This is a genomic window from Streptomyces sp. NPDC001515, from assembly GCF_053597115.1.
The window spans coordinates 1-22,635 of record NZ_JBSFHN010000025.1; the positions used below are offsets into that span (position 1 = coordinate 1).

Annotated in this window: 23 protein-coding genes; 7 read left to right on the forward strand and 16 right to left on the reverse strand. The window is 70.6% G+C overall.

Annotated elements, in window-relative coordinates; all coding sequences use genetic code 11:
• Positions 1-146: 146 nt before the first annotated feature.
• The 4 genes from ACWCXC_RS24955 to ACWCXC_RS24970 all read right to left on the reverse strand — a co-directional run bounded on the left by ACWCXC_RS24955 (position 147) and on the right by ACWCXC_RS24970 (position 5,073).
• Entirely contained in the window at positions 147-2,633 is a 2,487-nt protein-coding gene (locus ACWCXC_RS24955; protein ID WP_450890582.1) for an ATP-binding protein, read from the reverse strand.
• Between the two features lie 230 nt (positions 2,634-2,863).
• A complete protein-coding gene (locus ACWCXC_RS24960; protein WP_383635086.1) occupies positions 2,864-3,187 on the reverse strand; it encodes an STAS domain-containing protein in 324 nt (107 codons plus the stop codon).
• 260 nt (positions 3,188-3,447) lie between these two features.
• Complete coding sequence (locus ACWCXC_RS24965) at positions 3,448-4,296, reverse strand: 3-hydroxyacyl-CoA dehydrogenase family protein (RefSeq protein WP_450890583.1); 849 nt, start codon at positions 4,294-4,296, stop codon at positions 3,448-3,450.
• A 135-nt stretch (positions 4,297-4,431) separates the two neighbouring features.
• Positions 4,432-5,073, reverse strand: coding sequence for a TetR/AcrR family transcriptional regulator (locus ACWCXC_RS24970; protein WP_450683107.1), 642 nt, complete (start codon positions 5,071-5,073; stop codon positions 4,432-4,434).
• 82 nt (positions 5,074-5,155) lie between these two features.
• Here ACWCXC_RS24970 and ACWCXC_RS24975 point away from each other — a divergent pair, with 82 nt between their 5' ends.
• From ACWCXC_RS24975 to ACWCXC_RS24985, 3 genes are read left to right on the forward strand one after another with little or no spacing between them, the layout of a single operon-like run.
• Complete coding sequence (locus ACWCXC_RS24975; RefSeq protein WP_450890584.1) at positions 5,156-5,938, forward strand: ABC transporter ATP-binding protein; 783 nt, start codon at positions 5,156-5,158, stop codon at positions 5,936-5,938.
• Between the two features lie 12 nt (positions 5,939-5,950).
• On the forward strand, positions 5,951-6,700 hold the full coding sequence (locus ACWCXC_RS24980) for an ABC transporter permease (protein WP_450890585.1): 750 nt from the start codon (positions 5,951-5,953) through the stop codon (positions 6,698-6,700).
• A 13-nt stretch (positions 6,701-6,713) separates the two neighbouring features.
• Entirely contained in the window at positions 6,714-7,286 is a 573-nt protein-coding gene (locus ACWCXC_RS24985; RefSeq protein ID WP_450683110.1) for a cob(I)yrinic acid a,c-diamide adenosyltransferase, read from the forward strand.
• A gap of 25 nt (positions 7,287-7,311) precedes the next feature.
• Here the strand turns inward: ACWCXC_RS24985 and ACWCXC_RS24990 are convergent, their stop codons facing one another.
• Entirely contained in the window at positions 7,312-7,905 is a 594-nt protein-coding gene (locus ACWCXC_RS24990) for a hypothetical protein (protein ID WP_450890586.1), read from the reverse strand.
• A gap of 152 nt (positions 7,906-8,057) precedes the next feature.
• Between ACWCXC_RS24990 and ACWCXC_RS24995 the strand changes: the two genes are divergently transcribed.
• The 3 genes from ACWCXC_RS24995 (at position 8,058) to ACWCXC_RS25005 (ending at position 11,967) form a co-directional block, all read left to right on the forward strand.
• Positions 8,058-9,254 carry a sensor histidine kinase gene (locus ACWCXC_RS24995; protein ID WP_450890587.1) on the forward strand — a complete coding sequence of 399 codons (1,197 nt, stop codon included), beginning with the start codon at positions 8,058-8,060 and terminating at the stop codon, positions 9,252-9,254.
• Positions 9,251-9,901, forward strand: coding sequence for a response regulator (locus ACWCXC_RS25000; RefSeq protein ID WP_450683113.1), 651 nt, complete (start codon positions 9,251-9,253; stop codon positions 9,899-9,901). The genes ACWCXC_RS24995 and ACWCXC_RS25000 overlap by 4 nt, the downstream gene beginning before the upstream one ends.
• Before the next feature lie 182 nt (positions 9,902-10,083).
• Complete coding sequence (locus ACWCXC_RS25005; RefSeq protein WP_450890588.1) at positions 10,084-11,967, forward strand: glycosyl hydrolase family 18 protein; 1,884 nt, start codon at positions 10,084-10,086, stop codon at positions 11,965-11,967.
• Between the two features lie 151 nt (positions 11,968-12,118).
• Here the strand turns inward: ACWCXC_RS25005 and ACWCXC_RS25010 are convergent, their stop codons facing one another.
• Complete coding sequence (locus ACWCXC_RS25010) at positions 12,119-12,871, reverse strand: TetR/AcrR family transcriptional regulator C-terminal domain-containing protein (RefSeq protein ID WP_450683115.1); 753 nt, start codon at positions 12,869-12,871, stop codon at positions 12,119-12,121.
• Positions 12,872-12,974: 103 nt separating this feature from the next.
• On the opposite strand from ACWCXC_RS25010, the gene ACWCXC_RS25015 reads away from it, so the two are divergent.
• Positions 12,975-14,057: an alpha/beta fold hydrolase gene (locus tag ACWCXC_RS25015; protein WP_450890589.1), complete on the forward strand. Its 1,083-nt coding sequence runs from the start codon at positions 12,975-12,977 to the stop codon at positions 14,055-14,057.
• A gap of 8 nt (positions 14,058-14,065) precedes the next feature.
• On the opposite strand, the gene ACWCXC_RS25020 is transcribed toward ACWCXC_RS25015, so the two are convergent.
• From ACWCXC_RS25020 to ACWCXC_RS25065, 10 genes are all read right to left on the reverse strand, one after another.
• Complete coding sequence (locus ACWCXC_RS25020) at positions 14,066-14,512, reverse strand: DUF2550 domain-containing protein (RefSeq protein ID WP_383635456.1); 447 nt, start codon at positions 14,510-14,512, stop codon at positions 14,066-14,068.
• A gap of 138 nt (positions 14,513-14,650) precedes the next feature.
• Complete coding sequence (locus ACWCXC_RS25025) at positions 14,651-15,025, reverse strand: F0F1 ATP synthase subunit epsilon (RefSeq protein WP_383635061.1); 375 nt, start codon at positions 15,023-15,025, stop codon at positions 14,651-14,653.
• 109 nt (positions 15,026-15,134) lie between these two features.
• Complete coding sequence (gene atpD / locus ACWCXC_RS25030) at positions 15,135-16,577, reverse strand: F0F1 ATP synthase subunit beta (protein ID WP_450683118.1); 1,443 nt, start codon at positions 16,575-16,577, stop codon at positions 15,135-15,137.
• A complete protein-coding gene (locus tag ACWCXC_RS25035) occupies positions 16,577-17,491 on the reverse strand; it encodes a F0F1 ATP synthase subunit gamma (RefSeq protein ID WP_450683119.1) in 915 nt (304 codons plus the stop codon). Before ACWCXC_RS25035 ends, atpD begins: the two co-directional genes overlap by 1 nt.
• 3 nt (positions 17,492-17,494) lie before the next feature.
• Positions 17,495-19,066, reverse strand: a complete 1,572-nt coding sequence (gene atpA, locus ACWCXC_RS25040; RefSeq protein ID WP_111338206.1) for a F0F1 ATP synthase subunit alpha — start codon at positions 19,064-19,066, stop codon at positions 17,495-17,497.
• Positions 19,067-19,206: 140 nt separating this feature from the next.
• On the reverse strand, positions 19,207-20,022 hold the full coding sequence (locus tag ACWCXC_RS25045; RefSeq protein WP_450683120.1) for a F0F1 ATP synthase subunit delta: 816 nt from the start codon (positions 20,020-20,022) through the stop codon (positions 19,207-19,209).
• Positions 20,019-20,564 carry a F0F1 ATP synthase subunit B gene (locus tag ACWCXC_RS25050; protein ID WP_450683121.1) on the reverse strand — a complete coding sequence of 182 codons (546 nt, stop codon included), beginning with the start codon at positions 20,562-20,564 and terminating at the stop codon, positions 20,019-20,021. The genes ACWCXC_RS25045 and ACWCXC_RS25050 overlap by 4 nt, the downstream gene beginning before the upstream one ends.
• 37 nt (positions 20,565-20,601) lie before the next feature.
• Positions 20,602-20,850, reverse strand: a complete 249-nt coding sequence (gene atpE / locus ACWCXC_RS25055; RefSeq protein WP_018102636.1) for an ATP synthase F0 subunit C — start codon at positions 20,848-20,850, stop codon at positions 20,602-20,604.
• 67 nt (positions 20,851-20,917) lie between these two features.
• Positions 20,918-21,739, reverse strand: a complete 822-nt coding sequence (gene atpB, locus ACWCXC_RS25060; protein ID WP_450683122.1) for a F0F1 ATP synthase subunit A — start codon at positions 21,737-21,739, stop codon at positions 20,918-20,920.
• Positions 21,740-21,965: 226 nt separating this feature from the next.
• Positions 21,966-22,403, reverse strand: coding sequence for a hypothetical protein (locus tag ACWCXC_RS25065; RefSeq protein WP_383635049.1), 438 nt, complete (start codon positions 22,401-22,403; stop codon positions 21,966-21,968).
• Positions 22,404-22,635: the final 232 nt, after the last annotated feature.

The window sequence follows — 22,635 nt, forward strand, 5'->3', positions numbered from 1 at the left end:
GCCCGCCCCGGCCCCTCGCGGCCCCGGCTCCGACCGGGGGTCGGGCGCCGTCCGCGGGTCGGGGGGGGGGCCCCCGGCCCCCCGGCCCCCCCCCCGCGGGGGCTGTTCGGCCGGCGGGGGGGGGCCCGCGGGGCCCCCCCCACCGCTCAGGTCGTCGAGGGGCCGGCCTGCGTGGGGCCGGTCGGGCCGATGGCCGCCGTGTCCGAGGAGTCGGGCGCCGTCGGCCCCTCCGGGTCCCCCGGATCGTCCGTGGACGGGGACGGCGACGGATCGGAGGACTGCGACTCCGACGGGTCGGGGCTCGACGGCGAGGCACCGCTCGGTGTCGGCCTCGGGCTCATGGGCTTCGAGTGCGACGGCGAGGACCCCGGCGACGAAGGGCTTCCGTCCGGCGAGGACGGTGCCGACGCCGACGCGCTCCCGGTGGCCGACGGCCCGCTCCCCGTGGCCGGTGCGGACGGGGTCCCGGACGGGCCGGGGCTCGCGGAGGACGAGGCCGAACCCGAGGCCGTGGCCGACGGGGTGGTCCCGTCCGTGGTCTCGTCGGAGGGCAGCTCGTCCTCCGTGTCCCCGCCGTCGGTCACCGACTGCTCGGTCGAGGCTCCGGGGTCACCCGCCGGGTCGCTGTTCGAGGTGAGCCCCAGGGTCACCACGGTGCCCAGCACCCCGGCGAGCAGCACGCCCGCTCCGGCCGCGACCAGATTGCGCCGGGCACCGCCGAGCAGCGGGAAACGGCCGGCCGGGGGTTCCTCACCGCCCTTCGGCGCGCTCTGCCGGGCGATGACGGCGGTGTCCTCCGACAGCGGCTTCGGTACGGAGACGGGGATGACGGCCGGCAGCCCGCGCGGCGTCGACGGCTCCGCCGGGGCGGACTGCGCCGATGGCCCGGCGACCGCGAGGCCGCCGGACGCCGCCGCCGACCGGGAGCGGTCGGCGACCAGGGCGAGCGCCCGCCGCCCGGCGACCGCGCCGGGCTTGTCGGCCAGCGCGCCGCGCATGCTGACGGAGGTCTCCAGTTCGGTCCTGGCCCGGTCGGGGTTGCCGGTGCAGAGCGCGAGCACACCCAGCTCGTGGTGGAAGTACGCCTCCTCCGCGACCTCTCCCGCGATCCGGGCGGCCTCCTGGCCGATCCGCAGCGCACGCTCCCAGGCGCTCCAGTGCAGCCCGGCCGCGAAGGCGGGCGAGGCGCTGCGGGCCAGCAGGACCGCCACGCTGGTCTGCCCGGCCTCGTCCCCGGGCACCAGCTGCGCCATCGAGGCGAGGATCGCGTCGGACTCGGCCACCACCCGGTGCGGGGTGACGGAGGGGTGCCCGGTCCACCAGGCGTAGTGCTGGGCCACGGTCCGGGCGTGTTCGCCGGCCCCTTCGCCGTATCCGGCGGCCTCCAGCTGGGCGAGCACCCCGGCGGCCAGCCGGTAGCGGGGGCCGGCCGGGGACAGCAGTCCGCAGCCGGCCAGTTCGCCGAGGGCCGCGTCGGCGTGGGTGTCCCCCACGAGCGCCGGCAGATGTGCCTGGTGCGGCACCTCGCCGCCGAGCGCGACGGCGAAGCGCAGCGTCTGGCGCGCGGCCTCGCTCAGCCGGGAGCCGAGCAGCGCGGCGGGCGCGGCGCCCTCGCCGAGGCTGGGCAGCGGGAGGTCGAGGGCCTCGTCCGCCTCCGGCGCGGGCTCGTCGGTGACCGCGCCGTCGCGGTAGCCGAACTCGTCGTACGCGGTGGAGTCGGGGCGCAGCAGATCGCGCTGGCGGAGCAGGGCGCCGGCCTGGACGAAGCGCAGGGGCAGGCCCTCGGACTCGAACCAGAGGTCTCCGGCCCAGTTGTTCTCCTCCTCGGTGAGCCGGCGTTCGACGACCGTCTCCAGGAGCTCGACGGCGTGGGCCCGGTCCAGGCCGGGGAGGAAGACCTCTTCGAGGTGGGACTCGGGGCCCGGGGCCTGGACGTCGGGCGTCGCGGCCAGCAGGAAGGCGCACTCGGGCGTCGCGTCGAGCAGTTCGTCGAGGGCGGCGCCGCCGAACTCCAGGTCGTCCAGGACGACGACGGCGCCGGTGGTGCGCAGCTTCTCGTGGAGCAGCTCGCGGTCCGGGCGGTGCAGCGGGGCGTCGTGGACCGCGTCGAAGAGGCCGTACAGCAGATCGGTGACGGTGCGCTTGTGGCCGTTGAGGCGGACGACGCCGTCGGGGGCGAATCCGGCGCAGTCGGCGGCGACGGCGTCCAGGAGCGTGGTGCGGCCGGATCCGGCCGGTCCGGTGAGCCGTACGGAGCGGCCCCGGGCCAGCAGCCGGGTCAGCCGTTCGCGTTCGTCCTCGCGCTGGAGGAGCGGGAGCTGGAGGGCGGGCGGGCCGGGCGGCACGGGCGGTGCGGCGGCCCGTTCGCGGTCGGCGCGCTCGGCGGGGGTGCGGCGGACGGGGGCCGCGGGCTGCTCGCCGGGCGGGCAGGGTTCGACCTCGCTGCCGTCCACCGGGTTGACGGTGAGCAGGAGATCACCGGCTATCAGCGGGACCACACGTGCCTGTTGCGGTGTTTGCTGACCGAAATCCGGAGCGAGGGCGTCGCGCGAGGGGCGGCGCCGGCCGCTCTCCCCGGACGATCCGCCGTCGTCGTGGCCGTACTCCTCCGGCCCGCGGTGTGTCGGGTCCATCGCCAAAGCCCCCATAGACGCGTCGAGAACGGGTGCCCCTCCCGGCCCCACACGCCCAAGCTGTCGCTCACGGTCCGGTGTCCGCCAGGTGGGTCCGTCAATCGGCAGACGGCCGAACCCTAAACCTTCGCACAGTATCTACGAACACCCGGGGTGCCGCGCCGCACCGCAGATCACGGTCCGGTGAGGATTGTGTGGATTCCGTCCGTGTCCCGAGCGGGTGGGTGCCGTCAGACGCGCGGCAGGGACTCCGCGGCGATTCCGCCCTCGATGGCCAGGATCCGGTGCAGCCGGGTGGCGACGAGAAGGCGTTGCATCTGCGGAGGCACACCGCGGAGCACGAGTCTGCGCCCGGCCCGTCCGGCTCTGCGGTGCGCGCCCATGATGACGCCGAGTCCGGTGGCGTCCCACGAGTCCAGCTCGGTCAGGTCGAGCACCAGATCGCCGACGCCGTCGTCGAGGGCCGAGTGCAGGACCGTACGGGCGTCCGCCGCGCTGCGGACATCGAGGCGGCCCCCGACGGCGAGCTCGGCGTGGTCGCCCCTGATGTGCATATGCGCTCCCCTGGAATGCTCCGTGGCATGGCCGGTGTGTCTGAAACTGTCTCTCCCCCACTGACTGCGGCAGAGACGGTGAAGTTGCCGTCTGTAAGCGAACCGATACCTAATTCACTCCGAGGAGTGACCGGGGCGGCTGCGGATCCGGGTGGGATCCACCGGTTCCGCGGGTGTTGTCCGAAGACAGCGCCCAGGGCCCCCGGGTCGGACCGACGACGGAATCGACGCCATGTCAGACAGCCGGGGACCGGAAACGATCAGTAGGTGTAAAAGCCCTGCCCGCTCTTGCGCCCGATGTCACCTGCGTCCACCATCCGGCGCATCAGCTCCGGGGCGGCGAACTTCTCGTCCTGGGACTCGGTGTAGATGTTGCCGGTGGCGTGCAGCAGGATGTCGACACCGGTCAGGTCCGCGGTCGCGAGCGGGCCCATGGCGTGGCCGAAACCGAGCTTGCAGGCGATGTCGATGTCCTCGGCGGAGGCGACGCCCGACTCGTACAGCTTGGCGGCCTCGACGACGAGCGCCGAGATCAGCCGGGTGGTGACGAAGCCGGCCACGTCGCGGTTGACCACGATGCAGGTCTTGCCGACCGACTCCGCGAACTCCCGGGCGGTGGCGAGGGTTTCGTCGCTGGTCTTGTAGCCGCGGACCAGCTCGCAGAGCCGCATCATCGGGACCGGCGAGAAGAAGTGCACGCCGACGACGCGCTCCGGGCGCTCGGTGACCGCCGCGATCTTGGTGATCGGGATGGCGGAGGTGTTGGAGGCGAGCACGGTGTCGTCCCGGACGATCGTGTCCAGGGAGCGGAAGATCTCGTGCTTCACCTCCAGCTTCTCGAAGACCGCCTCGACGACCACGTCGGCGTCGGCGACCGCGTCGAGGTCGGTGGTGGTGGTGATGCGGCCGAGGGCGGCCTCGGCGTCGGCGGCGTCGAGCTTGCCCTTGGAGACGAACTTGTCGTACGAGGCCCTGATGCCGTCATGGCCGCGGGTCAGGGCCGCGTCGGTGACATCGCGCAGCACGACGTCCCAGCCCGCCTGGGCGGAGACCTGTGCGATACCGGACCCCATGAGTCCGGCGCCGATGACGGCGAGCTTCCTGGCCACGTTGGCACCCCTCTGCTTGTTCCTCGACGGTTCTTCGTCCGTGCTCTCCGGCGGAGGTTAGTACCCGTGAGGGGTGCTGGGGCGGTGAAGAGATGCGCGTCACGTCTCAAATGACGGACATCACACCGGGAGCCGTCATTCGGCGGTGCGCCGCGCGTAGTTGAGCACCCGTTCGCCGAGCAGCTCCTCGATGTCGTCGAGGAGGACGAGGGCGTCCCGGGACACCTCGCCGGCCCGCCGGCCGGCCATCATCTCGCGGCCGATGTACGCCATGAGCGTGGAGTGCACCCAGGCGAGCTGGCCGGCGACGAGGGACGGGGTGCGGTCGCCGGGGGCCGCGCCGGACTCCTCCAGGAGCGTGGCCTCCAGGTGCTCCTGCACCTCCTGCTGGATGTGCCAGAGCCGCGCCTTGAGGCCGTCGGCGCCCTCGATGACCTTCATGAAGCGCTCGTAGCCCTCCATGAGCCCGACGGCGGGCGAGACGCTCTCGACCTGGTCGCGCAGTTCGCGCAGGACGGCGTCGGCGGCGGACTCCCCCTTGTCGCGGCCCCGGACGTACCGCGAGAGCCGGTCGACGACGCCCCGGCTGCGGTCGAGGAAGAGGTCCTCCTTGGCCGGGAAGTAGTTGTACACGGTGTTCACCGAGACATCGGCGGCCCGTGCGACCTCCGCGATGGTGACCGCGTCGAAGCCGCGCTCCAGGAAGAGGCCGGTGGCCACGTCCGAGAGGTGCTGCCTGGTCTGCCGCTTCTTGCGCTCCCGGAGTCCCTCGCTCATGGCCTCATCGTAGGCCCGTTCTGGAGTTGCTGAATTTTTGGGGCCATTGCAATTTTTCAGTGACTCTGTTTTTGTGGTCGTTATGGCAATCATCAGTACGGCCGGGCTCGCCCGGACCTTCACCACCAAGGCGGGCCCGGTGGACGCCGTGCGCGCGCTCGATCTCACCGTGGAGGCCGGCGAGATCGTCGGCCTGCTCGGCCCCAACGGGGCGGGCAAGACGACCACCCTGCGGATGCTCACCACCCTCCTCGCCCCGACCGGGGGCGCCGCCACCGTCGCCGGCCACGATCTGGTCCGCGATCCCGCCGGGGTCCGCGGCGTCTGCGGCTACGTCGCCCAGTCCGGCGGGGTCGACCCGCACCTCTCGGTCCGCGAGGAGCTGGTCACCCAGGGCCGGCTGTACCGGCTGGGCCGCACCGCCGCCGAGGCCAGGGCCCGGGAGCTGGCCGGGGAGCTGGGCCTGACCGGACTCCTCGACCGGAGGGCGGTCACCCTCTCCGGGGGCCAGCGCCGCCGGCTGGACCTCGCGATGGGGCTCACCCACAGCCCGGCCGTGCTCTTCCTCGACGAGCCGACGACCGGGCTCGACCCGGGCAGCCGCGCCGACCTCTGGGAGCTGGTGCGCACGCTGCGCACGGAGTCCGGCACCACGGTGGTGCTCACCACGCACTACCTCGACGAGGCGGACGCGCTCGCGGACCGGGTGGTCGTCATCGACCACGGGCGGGTCGCGGCCGAGGGCACCCCGACCGCGCTGAAGGAGCGGTACGCGGGCTCCGCCAACGCCTCGCTCCAGGACGCGTTCCTCGCCGTCACCGGCCGCTCCGCCGCCCCCGCCGACCCCACGCCCGCCACCGTCTAGGGACCGAGACCGATGCTGCTCCACGACACCGCGCTCGTCTTCGGGCGGTACGCCCGCCAGACCCTGCGCTCGAAGTTCCAGATCCTCTTCGGCATCCTGATGCCGCTGCTCTACCTGCTCTTCTTCGGCCCGCTGCTCACCGGGCTGCCGCTCGGCGGCCGGGGCGACTCCTGGCAGGTGCTCGTGCCCGGACTGCTGCTCCAACTCGCGCTGTTCGGTGCCTCGTTCGCCGGTTTCGCGCTCATCATCGACGCGTCGACCGGGGTCGTCGAACGGATGCGGGTCACCCCGGTCAGCCGGGCCGCGCTGCTGCTGGGGCGGGTGCTGCGCGACGCGCTGCTGTTCGTCTTCCAGGCCGTGCTGCTGGTGCTCACCGCCGTCCTCATGGGACTGCGCGCGCCGCTGCCCGGGATCCTGATCGGCTTCGTGTTCGTCGCGCTGCTCACCGTCGCGCTGGCCTCGCTCTCGTACACCCTGGCCATGCGGGTCGCGACCCCGCAGGAGTTCGGTCCGGTGGTCAACGCCGTGGCCATGCCGACCATGCTGCTGTCGGGGCTGGTGCTCCCGATGACGCTCGGCCCCGGCTGGCTGGACGTCCTGTCGCACCTCACACCGCTGCGCTACCTGGTGGACGCGGTGCGGGACGCGTACGCGGGCGCGTACGCCACGACGCACATGCTGTACGGGGGGCTCGTCGCCGTCGGATTCACCGCCCTGGCCGTGACGGTGGGCACAGCCGTCTTCCGGAGGGCGGGGGCGTAACTAAGGTGACGGCATGGTCAATCTGACACGTATCTACACCCGCACCGGCGACACGGGCACCACCGCCCTCGGCGACATGAGCCGGACCGCCAAGACCGATCTGCGGATCTCCGCGTACGCCGACGCCAACGAGGCCAACGCCGTCCTCGGGACGGCCATCGCGCTGGGCGCACTGCCCGAGGACGTGGTGAAGGTTCTCGTCCGGGTGCAGAACGACCTCTTCGACGTCGGCGCCGATCTGTCGACGCCGGTCGTCGAGGAGCCGCAGTACCCGCCGCTGCGGGTGGAGCAGCACTACATCGACCGGCTGGAGGCGGACTGCGACCACTATCTGGAGCAGGTGGAGAAGCTCCGCAGCTTCATCCTTCCGGGCGGCACCCCCGGCGCCGCGCTGCTGCACCAGGCGTGCACGGTGGTCCGGCGCGCCGAGCGCTCCACCTGGGCCGCGTTCGAGGTGCACGGCGAGGTGATGAACCCGCTGACCGCGACCTATCTGAACCGGCTCTCGGACCTGCTGTTCATCCTGGCCCGGGTGGCGAACAAGGAGGTCGGGGACGTGCTGTGGGTGCCGGGCGGCGAACGCTGATCCGGAGCGCCGCCGTCCGCGGGTCTCACCCCGCGGGCGGCCCGTTCACCTTCCGGGTGCCGTCCCGCCGGTCTCCCGTACCGCCGTGCGGGGCCCGCTTGGGGAACAGGGTGTAGCTGAGGGCGATCACCAGGTTGATGCCGAGGACGAAGAGCATCGTGCGCTGCCAGGACCGCAGCGAGCCGGCGTCGCCCTCCCCGCCGACGTACCAGATCGCCGCCTGGAGGAGCGCCAGGGCCGTCACGGCCGCCACGCTCCACCGTCCGGCGACCTTCCATTCGTGCACCGCCCGCGCCGTGCCGTACCTCGGCGGTTTCACCGGGGGCGGGCCGCCGGCGAAGCGGTGGGCGACGCGGGCGTCCACCCAGCGGATGGTGGAGTGGCCGAGCCCGACGGTGAAGCCGATGTAGACGGCGGCCAGTCCGTGCTTCCAGTCCGGTGCGGCACCGTTCTTCAGATCGACGGCCGTCACCACCAGCAGGACGAGCTCCAGCAGCGGCTCGCACAGCAGCACGGCGCCGCCCAGCCTCGGCTTCCCCGCCACGTAGCGCAGCGCGAGTCCGAGGGCCAGCAGCACCCAGAAGGCGATCTCGCAGAGGACGATCAGTGTGACGATCACGGTCCGCATCCTTTCCGTCCCTTCCAGCCTGGCCGCCGGTCCGGCCCGGTTCATCGGCCCCGGTGACGAAAGCGCACTGCATCCTTCGATGTAGTCGCGGATCGCCCTCGACGAGGAGGCCCCGGCGCGGCGGGGGCGTGTTGGATGGACGGGTGTTCTCACTGGCCCGCCCCCACCGCGACGACGTCCTGATCGCGGTCATCGGACTCCTCGGCGGAGGGGTCCTGTGGCTGCTCGGGCTGCACATGCAGACCGGTCGCCTCTTCGGCGCGGACTGGGTCTCCCTGCTCCCGCTCGTCGTGGTGGCCGCGCTGGAGCCGGCCCGGCGCAGCGCCCCGCAGACGGCCCTGGCCCTCGGGACGGCGGCGCTGGTCGCGGACCAGTTCACCTCCGGGAACCTGGCGACGGTGCTGATGTTCACGGACCTGATGTACGCGGCGGTGCTGTACGGCTCCCCGGCGGCGGCCCGCCGCATCCCCGTGGCCACCCTGCTGATCACGGTCGGGGTGACCATCGGTTTCGTGGCGTGGTTCCGCGACGCCCAGGCGCTCCTGGTCGGCATCGCCACCGGACTGGTGGTGTTCCTGCCGGCGCTCACCGGGGTCAGCGTCCGCAACCACCGCAACGCGGCCGAGACCGCCCGGCTGCGGGCCGACCAGATCGCGCTGCTGGCCGAGATGGACCGTACGCAGGCGGTGACCGCCGAGCGCGCCCGGATGGCCCGCGAGCTGCACGACATGGTGGCCAACCACCTCTCCGCCATCGCCATCCACTCCACGGCCGCGCTCTCCCTGGACGATCCGGGGACCTCGCGCGACGCGCTCGGGGTGATCCGGGAGAACAGCGTGGCCGGACTGGCCGACATGCGCCGGCTGATCGGACTGCTGCGGGCCGGGGGCGGGGATCCGGTGCCGAGCAGTTCCCCGACGCTGGACTCGCTGGACGCCCTCGTCGAGCAGCAGCGGACGAACGCCGTCTCCAGCGGGCTGGACTGCACGCTCCGGGACGAGCGCGACGGGGCCGGGCCACTGCCGGCGCCGGTGGAGCTGGCGGCGTACCGGATCGTGCAGGAGTCCCTGACCAACGCGCTCAAGCACGCGGCCCCCGGGCCGGTGACGGTGTGGCTGGGACAGGACGCGGACGCGCTGACGGTGGAGGTGCGCAGTGTGCTCGCGGAGCGGCCCCGGCCGCGTGCGCCGGGTTCGGGGGCGGGGCTGGTGGGGATGCGGGAGCGGGTGGAGCTGCTGGGAGGCGTGTTCGAGGCGGGGCCCGGCTCCGGTCCGGACGGCTCCCGGGTGTGGCGGGTGCGGGCCGAACTGCCCGTGGACGAAAGGAAAGCGGGCTCATGACGATCCGGATCCTGGTCGCGGAGGACCAGTCGGCGGTACGGGCGGGGCTGGTGCTCATCCTGGGCAGCGCGCCGGACATGGAGGTGGTCGGGGAGGCCGCCGACGGGGAGGCGGCGGTGCGGCTGGCCCGGGAGCTGCGGCCGGATCTGGTGCTGATGGATGTCCAGATGCCGCGCCTGGACGGGGTGTCGGCGACGGAGCTGGTGGTCGCGGAGGGGCTCGCGGACGTGCTGGTGCTGACGACCTTCGATCTGGACGCCTATGTGTTCGGGGCGTTGCGGGCGGGGGCGGCGGGTTTCCTGCTCAAGGACACCGAGGCGCGGGACCTGCTGGAGGCGGTCCGCACGGTGGCGGGCGGCGAGGGGCTGATCGCCCCGTCGGTGACGCGCCGGCTGATCGCGGAGTTCGCCCGTTCGGGACCGGCCCGGACGCCGGCGGCGCCGGGCGGCGAGGCGCTGGACTCGCTGACGCGCCGTGAGCGCGAGGTGCTGGGGTGTCTGGGCGAGGGACTGTCGAACGCCGAGATCGCGGTGCGGCTCTCGATGGCGGAAGCGACGGTGAAGACGCACGTCAGCCGCTTGCTGGGGAAGCTGGAGCTGCGCAGCAGGGTCCAGGCGGCGGTGCTGGCACAGGAGTTGGGGATCTGAAGGTTTAAGTGGGCGGGTCTCCGATCTTTGGTCCAGACCTCTTGACGATTGGTCCAGACCTTCCTAATCTCACCGAGCACACTGCGGTGAGCCCAACATGACAAGACGGGCTCAGGGCGGCGCAGGGTTTGCAGTCCACGGACCACCCCCGTTTGTCCGGACCTCTCCCGAGGAGCGCACCGTTGAGCACTGAGACCCCCCGCCGGACCCGGTTCAGAATCGGGTCCGGAAAAGCCACCAGAACCAGAGCCGTCGCGGGTCTGTCCGCACTGCTTCTCCCCCTCGCCGCCATGGTCGGCCTGGCCTCGCCCGCCGAGGCGGCCACCTCGGCCACGGCCACGTACCTCAAGAAGTCCGACTGGGGCTCCGGCTTCGAGGGCCAGTGGACGGTGAAGAACACCGGCACCACGTCCCTCAGCTCCTGGAGCATCGAGTGGGACTTCCCGACCGGCACCGCCGTCGGCTCCGCCTGGGACGCCACCGTCACGCACACGGGCAACCACTGGACCGCCAAGAACGTCGGCTGGAACGGCACCATCGCCCCCGGCGCCAGTGTCTCCTTCGGCTTCAACGGCACCGGCTCCGGCGGCGGCTCCGCCACCAACTGCACGCTGAACGGCGCCTCCTGCGACGGCGGCCCGACGGTTCCCGGCGACAATCCCCCCACCGCGCCGGGCACGCCCACCGCGAGCGGCATCACCGACACCTCGGTGAAGCTCAGCTGGACCGCGGCCACCGACGACAAGGGCGTCAAGAACTACGACGTGCTGCGCGACGGCGCCGTGGTGGCCACGGTCACCGGCACCACGTACACCAACACCGGTCTGACCGCGGGCACCGACTACTCGTACGCCGTGCAGGCCCGGGACACCGCCGACCAGACCGGTCCGGTCAGCGCCTCGGTCAAGGTCCACACCACCGGCGGCGGCGGTGACGGCGGCAACCAGACCGGCGACAAGGTCAACCTCGGCTACTTCGCCGAGTGGGGCGTCTACGGCCGCAACTACCACGTCAAGAACCTGGACACCTCCGGTTCTGCCGCGAAGATCACGCACATCAACTACGCCTTCGGCAACGTCCAGGGCGGCAAGTGCACGATCGGCGACTCGTACGCGGACTACGACAAGGCGTACACCGCCGACCAGTCGGTCGACGGCGTGGCGGACACCTGGGACCAGCCGCTGCGCGGCTCCTTCAACCAGCTCCGCAAGCTGAAGGCCAAGTACCCCCACATCAAGGTCCTCTGGTCCTTCGGCGGCTGGACCTGGTCCGGCGGCTTCGGCCAGGCCGCGCAGAACCCGGCCGCGTTCGCGGACTCCTGCTACAGCCTGGTCGAGGACCCGCGCTGGGCCGATGTCTTCGACGGCATCGACATCGACTGGGAGTACCCGAACGCCTGCGGTCTGACCTGTGACAGCAGCGGTCCGGACGCGCTGAAGAAGCTCACCTCGGCGCTGCGCACCAAGTTCGGCAAGGACTACCTGGTCACCGCCGCCATCACGGCCGACGGTTCGCAGGGCGGCAAGATCGACCTGGCGGACTACGCCGGCGCCGCCCAGTCGCTCAACTGGTACAACGTGATGACGTACGACTTCTTCGGCGCCTGGGACGCGAAGGGCCCGACGGCCCCGCACTCCCCGCTGAACTCGTACACCGGCATCCCGATCGCCGGCTTCAACTCCGCCGACGCGATCGCCAAGCTGAAGGCGCAGGGCGTCCCGGCCGCCAAGCTGCTGCTCGGCATCGGCTTCTACGGCCGCGGCTGGACCGGCGTCACCCAGGACGCCCCGGGCGGCACCGCCACCGGCGCTGCCCCGGGCACCTACGAGGCGGGCATCGAGGACTACAAGGTCCTCAAGAACAGCTGCCCGACCACCGGCACCATCGCCGGCACCGCGTACGCCCACTGCGGCACCAACTGGTGGAGCTACGACACCCCCGCCACCATCGGCTCCAAGATGGCCTGGGCCAAGAACCAGGGTCTGGGAGGCGCGTTCTTCTGGGAGTTCAGCGGTGACACCAGCAACGGTGAGCTCGTGACCGCGATGAACAACGGTCTGAAGTAGCCGCGACGCACCGCCGCTGCTAGCACCACCCGGAAAGCCGCCGGGGAGACAGGTCCGCCCCCTGTCTCCCCGGTCTTTCGTTCGTCCACACCCGCCCGCGCGCCGGCCCCGCACCCCTCCGCGCGCCGGCCTCCGCGTCCGCCCGCCCGCGTCAGTCCCGCGCGGCGCGGTCCACCAGGACCTGGACACCGTCCAGGATCCGTTCGAGGCCGAAGGCGAGCGGGTCGCCCCCCTCGTCGGGCGCGAAGGCACCGTGGGCGATGGCCCGGGTCAGGGCGGGGAAGCGCTCCGCGTGCCGCTCCAGCAGCTCGTCCGTCAGCCGGCCCCACTCCCGGCTGTGCTCCTCGTCGAAGTCCGCCGCCTGCTGGGCGATGCCGCGCACCTGCCCGATCAGCAGGAGGACGGTCCGCTGCCGCTCGGCCGCACTCAGCCCGGTCGGCTCCAGGACGGCGTGGGCGGCGTCCAGCCAGCCGAGCTGGTGCGGGCCCATGATCTGGCGGCGCATCGCCGTCGCCCCGAGCAGCCAGCCGTGCCGCCGGTACACCTCCCAGCTGCGGCGGCTCCAGACGGTCAGCCCGGCCCGCCAGTCGCCCGCCTCGGCGGAGAGGTCGGGCACGTCCTCCAGGACGACCTCGACCATCAGCTCCACCAGCTCGTTCTTGCCCGGCACATAGCGGTAGAGCGCCATCCCCGAGACGCCGAGCCCGGCCGCGACCCGTCCCATCGAGACGGCGTCCAGCCCCTCGGCGTCGGCGACGGCGACCGCCTCGTCCGCGATCCCGCGCGGGGACAGCGAAGGCTTCGGCCCCCGGGCGGGCTGCCCGCGCTCCCCCCAGAGCAGGGCGACCGCCGCCCTCAGATCCCGCGGTCCGCTCCGCTTCCCCGCCGCCCCGCTCCCGGCCATCGCGTTCCTCCTCGGTGCTCCTGGGACGGTTGACGCCGCCCCAACAACTGTATATACCTTAAACCGAATCGCTTACAGCGTAAACAGTTTGAGGGGTACGCACATGCTCACCGCACTCGTCGCCGCCACCGCCGCCGCTCTCCTCGCCGCTCCGGCCGCCGGAATCCTGGGCCACCGGCAGATCAGACGCGCGGCCGAGGCCGCGAAACTGCGCATCACCACACCCCACGGGATCGACGAGGCGGGCTTCGTCCGGATCGGCGGACTCGACCAGTGGATCTCGGTGCGCGGCGATGACCGCGCCAACCCGGTCGTCCTGGAGATCCACGGCGGCCCCGGCGCCTCCAACCACGTCTTCCTCCCCCGCACCCGGGGCTGGGAGCGGCACTTCACCGTCGTCCGCTGGGACATGCGCGGCGCCGGCCGGACCTTCGCCCGGCACGGCGCCGGGGGCCAGGGGCCGTTCACCCTCGACCGGCTGTACGAGGACGCCCTGGAGGTCACCGACCACGTCCGTGAGCGGCTGGGCGTCGAGAAGGTGCTCCTGGTCGCCAACTCCTTCGGCACGGTCACCGGCCTCCGGCTGGCCCGCGCCCACCCCGAGCGGTACACCGCGTACGTCGGCACCGACCAGAACATCATGGCGGGCGGGCGGGAGCACGGCGCCCACCGGGCGCTGCTGGAGCGTCTGGAGAAGGCCGGAAAGCGCAAGGACCTGGCCGCCGCCACCGCGATGGGCTCCGACCCCTCGGCCTGGACGCCGCAGCAGTCGTCGCGCTACGCCAAGCTGGTCATCACGTCCGACCCGCTGTCGTACGACACGATGAAGACGGTGGTGGTCCGCTCGCTCTGGTTCTCACCCCTGCACAGCCTGCGCGGGCTGCGCTCCTACATGGCCGCGATGACCTTCTCCGAGCGGGTGGCACACGAGGCCGCGGGGATCGACGAACGGGCCGAGGGGACCGTATTCAGGCTGCCGGTCTTCCTCTTCCAGGGGGCGCACGACGTGCTCACCCCGCCGGGACCGGCCCGTGCCTTCCTGGACGACGTCACCGCACCGGTCAAGGACTTCGCGCTCATCGAGGACGCCAGTCACTTCGCCGCGTTCCGTCACCCGGACCGGTTCCTGGAACTGATGCTCACCCGGGTCCGCCCGGTGATCGGGGCGGACCGCACGGAAGCCTGAGGGGGCCGTCAGGCCACGTTCACCCTCTGGCCGGGCGGGGCGGCCTCCAGCCAGGCCAGGAAGCCGGTCAGCGCGTCCTCGCTCATCGCCAGCTCCAGGCGGGTCTCCCGGTGGAGACAGCCGAGCACGACGGCGTCGGACAGCAGGGCCAGCTCCTCCTCGCCCTCGGGCATCCGGCGGGCGACCACCTCGATGGCCGAGCGCTCCAGCACCCGGCGCGGACGCGGGGAGTAGCTGAAGACACGGAACCAGTTCACCTTGTCGCCGCTGTACCGGGCGACGCCGTACACCCAGCCCTTGCCCGAGAGATCGGGCTCGGCGGGGACGTTCCAGCGCAGACTGCAGTCGAAGGTGCCGCCCGAGCGCTGGATCAGCCGCCGGCGCAGACCGAAGACGAAGAGCCCCACCGCGACCAGTGCGACAACGAGCCCGCCCACCCACAGCGCGAGGTACATCTCCACCGACCTCCTCGCGTCATCGAGTAAACGGATAACCAAATAATTCAACCGCACCTGCATCGCCTCAGCCGCGACACGGTCTGGAGGGTCTCCAGAACGGGCCGCGGCTGAGGGTAAAGCCGTTGCGCGGGGTGGCTAGTGAGCCGCCACCGCGCGCAGTCGCACCTCGGCGCGCCGCTCGGACGCGGCGTCCGCGTCCGACTGCGCACGCTCCAGCGCGCGCTCGGCGCGCTGGACATCGATCTCGTCCGCCAGCTCGGCGATCTCCGCCAGCAGCGAGAGCTTGTCGTCGGCGAAGGAGATGAAACCGCCGTGCACAGCGGCGACGACGGTGCCGCCCTCGCTCGTACGGATCGTCACCGGGCCCGATTCCAGCACACCCAGAAGCGGCTGGTGACCGGGCATGACGCCGATGTCGCCGGACGTGGTGCGCGCGACGACCAGGGTGGCCTCGCCGGACCAGACACTGCGGTCCGCGGCGACCAGCTCGACGTGCAGCTCAGCAGCCAAGGGTGGCTCCTCGGGTCACCACCCGGCGGTCGTGCCGGGTGTTGGGTCAATTCTACGGGGCGTGGTGAGGGGGACGGGACGCACCCGCCCCCCTCGGTGAGCCGGGGGCTCAGGAGACGCCGAGCTCCTTGGCGTTGGCCTTCAGGTCCTCGATGCCACCGCACAGGAAGAACGCCTGCTCCGGGAAGTGGTCGTACTCACCGTCGCAGATCGCGTTGAACGCGGTGATCGACTCGTCGAGCGACACGTCCGAACCGTCGACGCCGGTGAACTGCTTGGCGACGTGGGTGTTCTGCGACAGGAAGCGCTCGACGCGACGGGCACGGTGGACAACGAGCTTGTCCTCCTCGCCCAGCTCGTCGATACCGAGGATCGCGATGATGTCCTGGAGGTCCTTGTACTTCTGGAGGATCCCCTTGACGCGCATGGCCGTGGTGTAGTGGTCCGCGGCGATGTACCGCGGGTCCAGGATGCGGGACGTCGAGTCCAGCGGGTCCACGGCCGGGTAGATGCCCTTCTCGGAGATCGGACGGGAGAGCACCGTCGTCGCGTCGAGGTGGGCGAACGTGGTGGCCGGCGCCGGGTCGGTCAGGTCGTCCGCGGGGACGTAGATCGCCTGCATCGAGGTGATCGAGTGACCGCGGGTCGACGTGATGCGCTCCTGCAGCAGACCCATCTCGTCGGCCAGGTTCGGCTGGTAACCCACCGCGGACGGCATACGGCCGAGCAGGGTGGACACCTCGGAGCCGGCCTGGGTGTACCGGAAGATGTTGTCGATGAAGAAGAGCACGTCCTGCTTCTGCACATCGCGGAAGTACTCCGCCATGGTCAGACCGGCCAGGGCGACGCGCAGACGCGTCCCCGGCGGCTCGTCCATCTGACCGAAGACGAGCGCCGTCTTGTCGATGACGCCGGACTCGGCCATCTCCTCGATGAGGTCGTTGCCCTCACGGGTACGCTCACCGACGCCCGCGAACACCGACACACCGTCGTGGTTGTTGGCGACGCGGTAGATCATTTCCTGGATCAGCACGGTCTTGCCGACACCGGCACCACCGAACAGACCGATCTTTCCACCCTTGACGTACGGGGTGAGCAGGTCGATGACCTTGACGCCGGTCTCGAACATCTCGGTCTTGGACTCGAGCTGGTCGAAGTTGGGCGCCTTGCGGTGGATCGGCCAGCGCTCGGTGACCTCGGCCTCGGCCTCGGGCTTGTTCAGGATCTCGCCGAGGGTGTTGAAGACCTTGCCCTTGGTGATGTCCCCGACGGGCACCGTGATGCCCGTGCCCGTGTCGGTCACCGGGGCCTGGCGGACCAGGCCGTCGGTGGGCTGCATCGAGATCGCGCGGATCACGCCGTCACCCAGGTGCTGGGCGACTTCGAGGGTCAGCGTCTTGATCTTGCCGTCCTCGGCCGGGTCGGCCACCTGGACGGTCAGCGCGTTGTAGATGTCCGGCATCGCGTCGACGGGGAACTCCACGTCGACGACCGGGCCGATGACCCGGGCGACGCGGCCCGTGGCAACGGCCGTCTCAACTGTCGTCGTCATTACTTGTCACTCCCCGCGGTCGCGTCGGCCAGCGCGCTGGCACCACCGACGATCTCGCTGATTTCCTGGGTGATTTCGGCCTGGCGGGCCGCGTTGGCAAGCCGGGAGAGGGTCTTGATCAGCTCTCCGGCGTTGTCGGTCGCCGACTTCATCGCACGGCGGCGGGCGGCGTGCTCGGAAGCGGCGGCCTGCAGCAGGGCGTTGTAGATCCGGCTCTCGACGTACCGCGGAAGCAGGGCGTCGAGGACGTCCTCCGCCGACGGCTCGAAGTCGAAGAGCGGCAGGATCTCGCCCTTGCCGTCCTCGTCCTTCGTGGCACCGAGACTGAGCGGCAGCATCCGGTCGTCGACCGGGTTCTGCGTCATCATCGAGACGAACTCGGTGAAGACGATGTGCAGCTCGTCGACGCCGCCCTCGGCGGTCTCGCGCGTCACCGCCTCGATCAGCGGGGCGGCGGCCCGCTTGGCGTCCGCGTACGTCGGGCTGTCGGTGAAGCCGGTCCACGAGTCCGCGAGCTTGCGCTCACGGAAGCCGTAGTAGGCGACACCCTTGCGGCCGATCACATACGTGTCGACCTCCTTGCCCTCACCGCGGAGCCGCACGGTCAGCTGCTCCGCCGCCTTGATGGCGTTGGAGGAGTAACCGCCGGCCAGACCGCGGTCGCTCGTGATGAGCAGGATCGCGGCCCGTGCCGGGGACTCGGCCTCGGTGGTCAGCGGGTGCTTGGTGGTGGAGCCGGTCGCCACCGCACGCACCGCACGGGTGAGTTCGGTCGCGTACGGCGTCGACGCCGCCACCTGGCGCTGCGCCTTGACGATGCGCGAGGCGGCGATCATCTCCATCGCCTTGGTGATCTTCTTCGTGGCGGTGACGGAGCGGATGCGGCGCTTGTAAACGCGAAGCTGAGCGCCCATCGATCAGCCCTCGCCCAGGAGCTTGCCGTCCGAGGTCTCGAACTGCTGCTTGAAGGCGGCGACGGCGTCGGCGATCGCCTGCAGCGTGTCGTCGGACATCTTGGCGCCCTCGCGGATGCTGGTGAGGAGGTCCTTGCGCTCGCGGCGCAGGTACTCCAGCAGCTCCGTCTCGAAGCGGCGGATGTCCTCGACCGGGACGTCGTCCATCTTGCCGTTGGTGCCGGCCCAGACGGAGACGACCTGCTCCTCGACCGGGAACGGGGCGTACTGCGGCTGCTTCAGCAGCTCGACCATGCGCTTACCGCGCTCCAGCGAGGCCTTCGAGGCCGCGTCCAGGTCGGAACCGAAGGCGGCGAACGCCTCCAGCTCGCGGTACTGGGCGAGGTCGACACGGAGGCGGCCGGACACCTGGCGCATGGCCTTGTGCTGGGCGGAGCCACCGACGCGGGAGACCGAGATACCGACGTTCAGGGCCGGACGCTGGCCGGCGTTGAACAGGTCGGACTCCAGGAAGCACTGGCCGTCGGTGATGGAGATGACGTTGGTCGGGATGAACGCCGACACGTCGTTCGCCTTGGTCTCGACGATCGGGAGGCCCGTCATCGAACCGGCACCCATGTCGTCGGAGAGCTTCGCGCAGCGCTCCAGCAGACGCGAGTGGAGGTAGAAGACGTCGCCCGGGTAGGCCTCGCGGCCCGGCGGACGGCGCAGCAGAAGCGACACGGCGCGGTAGGCGTCGGCCTGCTTCGAGAGGTCGTCGAAGATGATCAGGACGTGCTTGCCCTGGTACATCCAGTGCTGGCCGATGGCCGAACCGGTGTACGGCGCCAGGTACTTGAAGCCGGCCGGGTCGGACGCCGGGGCGGCGACGATGGTCGTGTACTCCAGGGCGCCGGCCTCTTCGAGGGCACCGCGCACGGAGGCGATGGTGGAGCCCTTCTGACCGATGGCGACGTAGATGCAGCGGACCTGCTTGTTCACGTCGCCCGAGCGCCAGTTGTCGCGCTGGTTGATGATCGTGTCGACGGCCAGAGCGGTCTTGCCGGTCTGACGGTCACCAATGATCAGCTGGCGCTGGCCGCGGCCGATCGGCACCATCGCGTCGACGGCCTTGTAGCCGGTCTGCATCGGCTCGTGGACCGACTTGCGGACCATGACGCCAGGGGCCTGCAGCTCGAGGGCGCGGCGGCCGTCGGTCGCGATCTCGCCGAGACCGTCGATCGGGTTGCCGAGCGGGTCGACGACACGGCCGAGGTAACCCTCGCCGACGCCGACGGAGAGCACCTCACCGGTGCGCTGCACCGGCTGGCCCTCCTCGATGCCGCTGAACTCGCCGAGGACGATCGCACCGATCTCGCGCTCCTCAAGGTTGAGGGCGAGGCCGAGGGTGCCGTCCTCGAACTTCAGCAGCTCGTTCGCCATGGCGGAGGGCAGACCCTCCACCTTCGCGATGCCGTCGCCGGCAACGCTGACCGTACCGACCTCCTCGCGCGAGGCCGCGTCCGGCTTGTACGACTGGACAAAGTTCTCCAGCGCGTCCCGGATCTCCTCCGGCCGGATCGTGAGCTCCGCCATCTGGGTTCCCTGCTCTCCTTGTTGGGCCCGAAGTTTCTTAAGGGGGTCTGGGGGCCGACCCCCAGGAATCTTCTGCAGTTTCTGCACGGCCCAACCGGGCCGCTGGTCTTGCTCTGTTCTGTTGGGTGCGCCGCGCTCGGTCAGCCGGCCATGCGACGGGACGCCTCGTCGAGACGCTCCGCGATGGTGCCGTTGATGACCTCGTCGCCGACCCGCACCGCGATCCCGCCGAGGACCTCGGGGTCCACATCGAGATTCAGGTGCATCTGCCGGCCGTAGAGCTTCGCCAGGGCCGCGCCGAGGCGCTGCTTCTGCCGGTCACTGAGCGGCACCGCCGAGGTGACGACCGCGACCGTACGGTCCCGGCGCTCCGCGGCGAGCTTGGAGAGGGAATCGAGTCCCGCTTCCAGGCTACGTCCCCGGGGCTGGGTGACGAGTCGCACGACGACGCGCTCGGTGGCCGGACGCGCCTTTCCGCCGAGCAGGCTGTGCAGCAGCTCGCCCTTGGCGGACGGGTTCGCGGTCCGGCTGGTCAGCGCGGAACGCAGCTCGGTGTCCGAGGCCACGATCCGGCCGAACCGGAACAGCTCGTCCTCGACGTCGTCGAGGTCACCGGCGCGCTGGGCGGCGGTGAGGTCGGCGGTGTTCGCCAGTTCCTCGATCGCGTCGACCAGGTCGCGCGACTGCGACCAGCGCGAGCGGACCATGCCGGAGACCAAATCGACGGCTTCGCCGCCCACCTGGCCGTTCAGCAGACGTCCGGCGAGCTCGGCCCTGGCCTCGGCGGGCTGCGCCGGGTCGGTCAGGACCCGGCGCAGCGACACCTCGCGGTGCAGCAGCGCCGTGACGCCGGCCAGGTCCTCGGCGAGCTTCGACGCGTCGACCGACGTGCTGTCGGTCAGTGCGTCGAGGCGCTCGCGTGCGGCAGCCAGTGCCTCGCGGCTCGCGCTGTTCATCGGACGGCCTCGGCCTTCGCCTCGAGCTCGTCGAGGAAGCGGTCGACGGTGCCGCTCTGCCGGGCGTGGTCCTCGAGGGACTCGCCGACGAGCTTGCCGGCCAGTTCGGTGGCGAGCTTGCCCACGTCCTGGCGCAGCGCGGCGGCGGCGGCCTTGCGGTCGGCCTCGATCTGGGCGTGGCCGGCGGCGACGATCTCGTCGCGCTGGCGCTGGCCCTCGGCACGCATTTCCTGCAGGATCACGGCGCCCTGCTCCTGCGCCTCCTGGCGCAGACGAGCGGCTTCGTGGCGGGCCTCGGCGAGCTGAGCCTTGTACTGCTCAAGAACGCTCTGGGCCTCGGTCTGGGCCGCATCGGCCTTCTCGATCCCGCCTTCGATGGCCTCGCGGCGCTCTTCCAGAACCTTGTTGATGTTCGGGAGGAGCTTCTTGGCGAGGAAGCCGAAGACGATGACGAAAGCGATGAGGCCAATGACGAGCTCAGGGATCGGCGGAATGAGCGGGTTTTCCGCTTCCTCCGCCGCGAGCTGAACCAGGGGGTTCACGTCAGTGCCTTCCGTCGAATGGGCTGTTCGCGACCGGTCAGGAGGTCGGGTAGACGAACGGCATGACCAGACCGATCAGGGCGAGCGCCTCACAGAAGGCGAAGCCGAGGATCTGGTTGGCGCGGATGAGGCCGGCGGCCTCGGGCTGACGGGCGAGCGCCTGGGTGCCGTTACCGAAGATGATGCCGATGCCGACGCCGGGGCCGATCGCGGCGAGGCCGTAACCGATCGAGCCGAGGTTGCCCTTGATTTCGACGCCGGCGGCGAGGGTCTGGAGAGCGGACATGCCGGTTCTTCCTTCTCTTTCAATGTCCGGTGGGGGTTGGCCACCGGGTGCTTCAGGAGGTGGGTGCTCAGTGGCCCTTGGCGAGAGCGCCCTGGATGTAGCTGCAGGCCAGCAGGACGAACACATAGGCCTGGACAGCCTGGATGAAGAGCTCGAAGGCCGTCATCACGAGGACCATCACGAACGAGACGCCCGCGTACGCGATCCCGATGCCGTTCAGCATGTACCAGCTGGCGATCGTGAACAGCAGCAGCAGCGTGTGGCCCGCGAACATGTTGGCGAAGAGCCGGACCGCGTGCGTGAACGGCCGGACCAGCAGGTTCGAGAAGAACTCGATGGTCATCGAGAGCGGCAGGACCCCGCCGAGGTTCTTGTCGTAGCCCGTGAAGTTCTTCAGGGCCCCGACGAAGCCGTGCTTCTTGAAGGTCAGGCCGACCCAGAGCACGTAGACGATGCCGGCGAGGATCGCCGGGTACGAGATGATCGCCGTCACCGGGAACTGGGCGATCGGGATGATCGACCAGAGGTTCATCATCCAGATGACGAAGAACAGCGAGACCATCAGCGGGACGTACTTCTCGCCGTCGCGCTTGCCGATCGTCTCGTAGACGATGCCGCGGCGGATGAAGTCGTAACCGGCCTCGGCGGTCATCTGAAGCTTGCCGGGCACCAACTTCGGCTTGCGGAAGGCGGCCCAGAAGAAGCCAACGATGATCACCGAGCCGAGCAGGGCCAGCAGCATCGTCTTGTTGAAGTACAAGTTGCTGTCCGCGTCGCCCCACAGGGGCTCGAACAGGAACGAGTGCAGGCCGGGTGCCGGAAAGCCACAACCGTCGAAGAGGTGGCAGTCGGTCTCGAAGGCGAGCACCTGTGTCGGGTCAGCACTCACCGCGGGCTCCTTCAGCGTGGCGCATAGGTACGGCAACCTCGTTGTGTCGGCGCGGCGCGCAGCCGCGGTTCGGCACTGGACTGGTGTTTCGGATGTGTGAGCGGCAGTCAGGCATGTGAGCCTCGCGATCGAGCAGGCGTCAGCTCACATGCACGCGCCCGCAGTGCCGCAGTTGGAACCGGACGATAGCAGGGTCCTGATCCTGCACTTATTCCGCCCCTACCCTTCACGCTCGGGATCCCGGCTTCTTCGGCTTCTCGGCCTGGTCGGACTCGGGTTCCACGTAAAGGATCTTGGCCTTCATGTGCGCACGCGCCTGTGCGCCGATCCACACGAGAGTCGTCGCGACCAGGGTGATCGCGAAGGCCTTCGGGTTGAACAGCGAGGTGTTCTTGAATACGGCGACGAAGATGAACAGGAGCAGGAGCTGCGCCGTGTAGAGCGCGAGCCCCATCGCCTGGAAGAGGTGAGGCATGGACCGGGCGGTCCGCTGCAGGACGACCATCCCGATCCCCATGAAGAGGATCACCACGATCGTCCCGACGAGCGCGCCCAGGGCTCCCTTGCCGCCCGCGACGCCACCGCTGATCGCGACGGCTGCGACGCCGGCGGTGGCGGTGGGCACGGCGGTCTGGAGGAGAGTCCGGACGTCGTTGGACGGCATGGCGGCAGCTCCGCTTGCTGGGGATGGGCAGTGTGTCGTCATGGACGAGCGTAGGCCGGTGAGAGTCGAACCCTCGGGGGCCAAGGGACCGTGCTACTCAGGTCCTTCGGCTCTGTCACCGGGTTCGTGAACGGTATCACAAACTATTTGATGAGGTCTTTACCAAGAAAGTGTGCTTGCTGTCACACGTGAGAGCTAATTCGCGCGTGTGAGCAAGACAACGCACTTACCT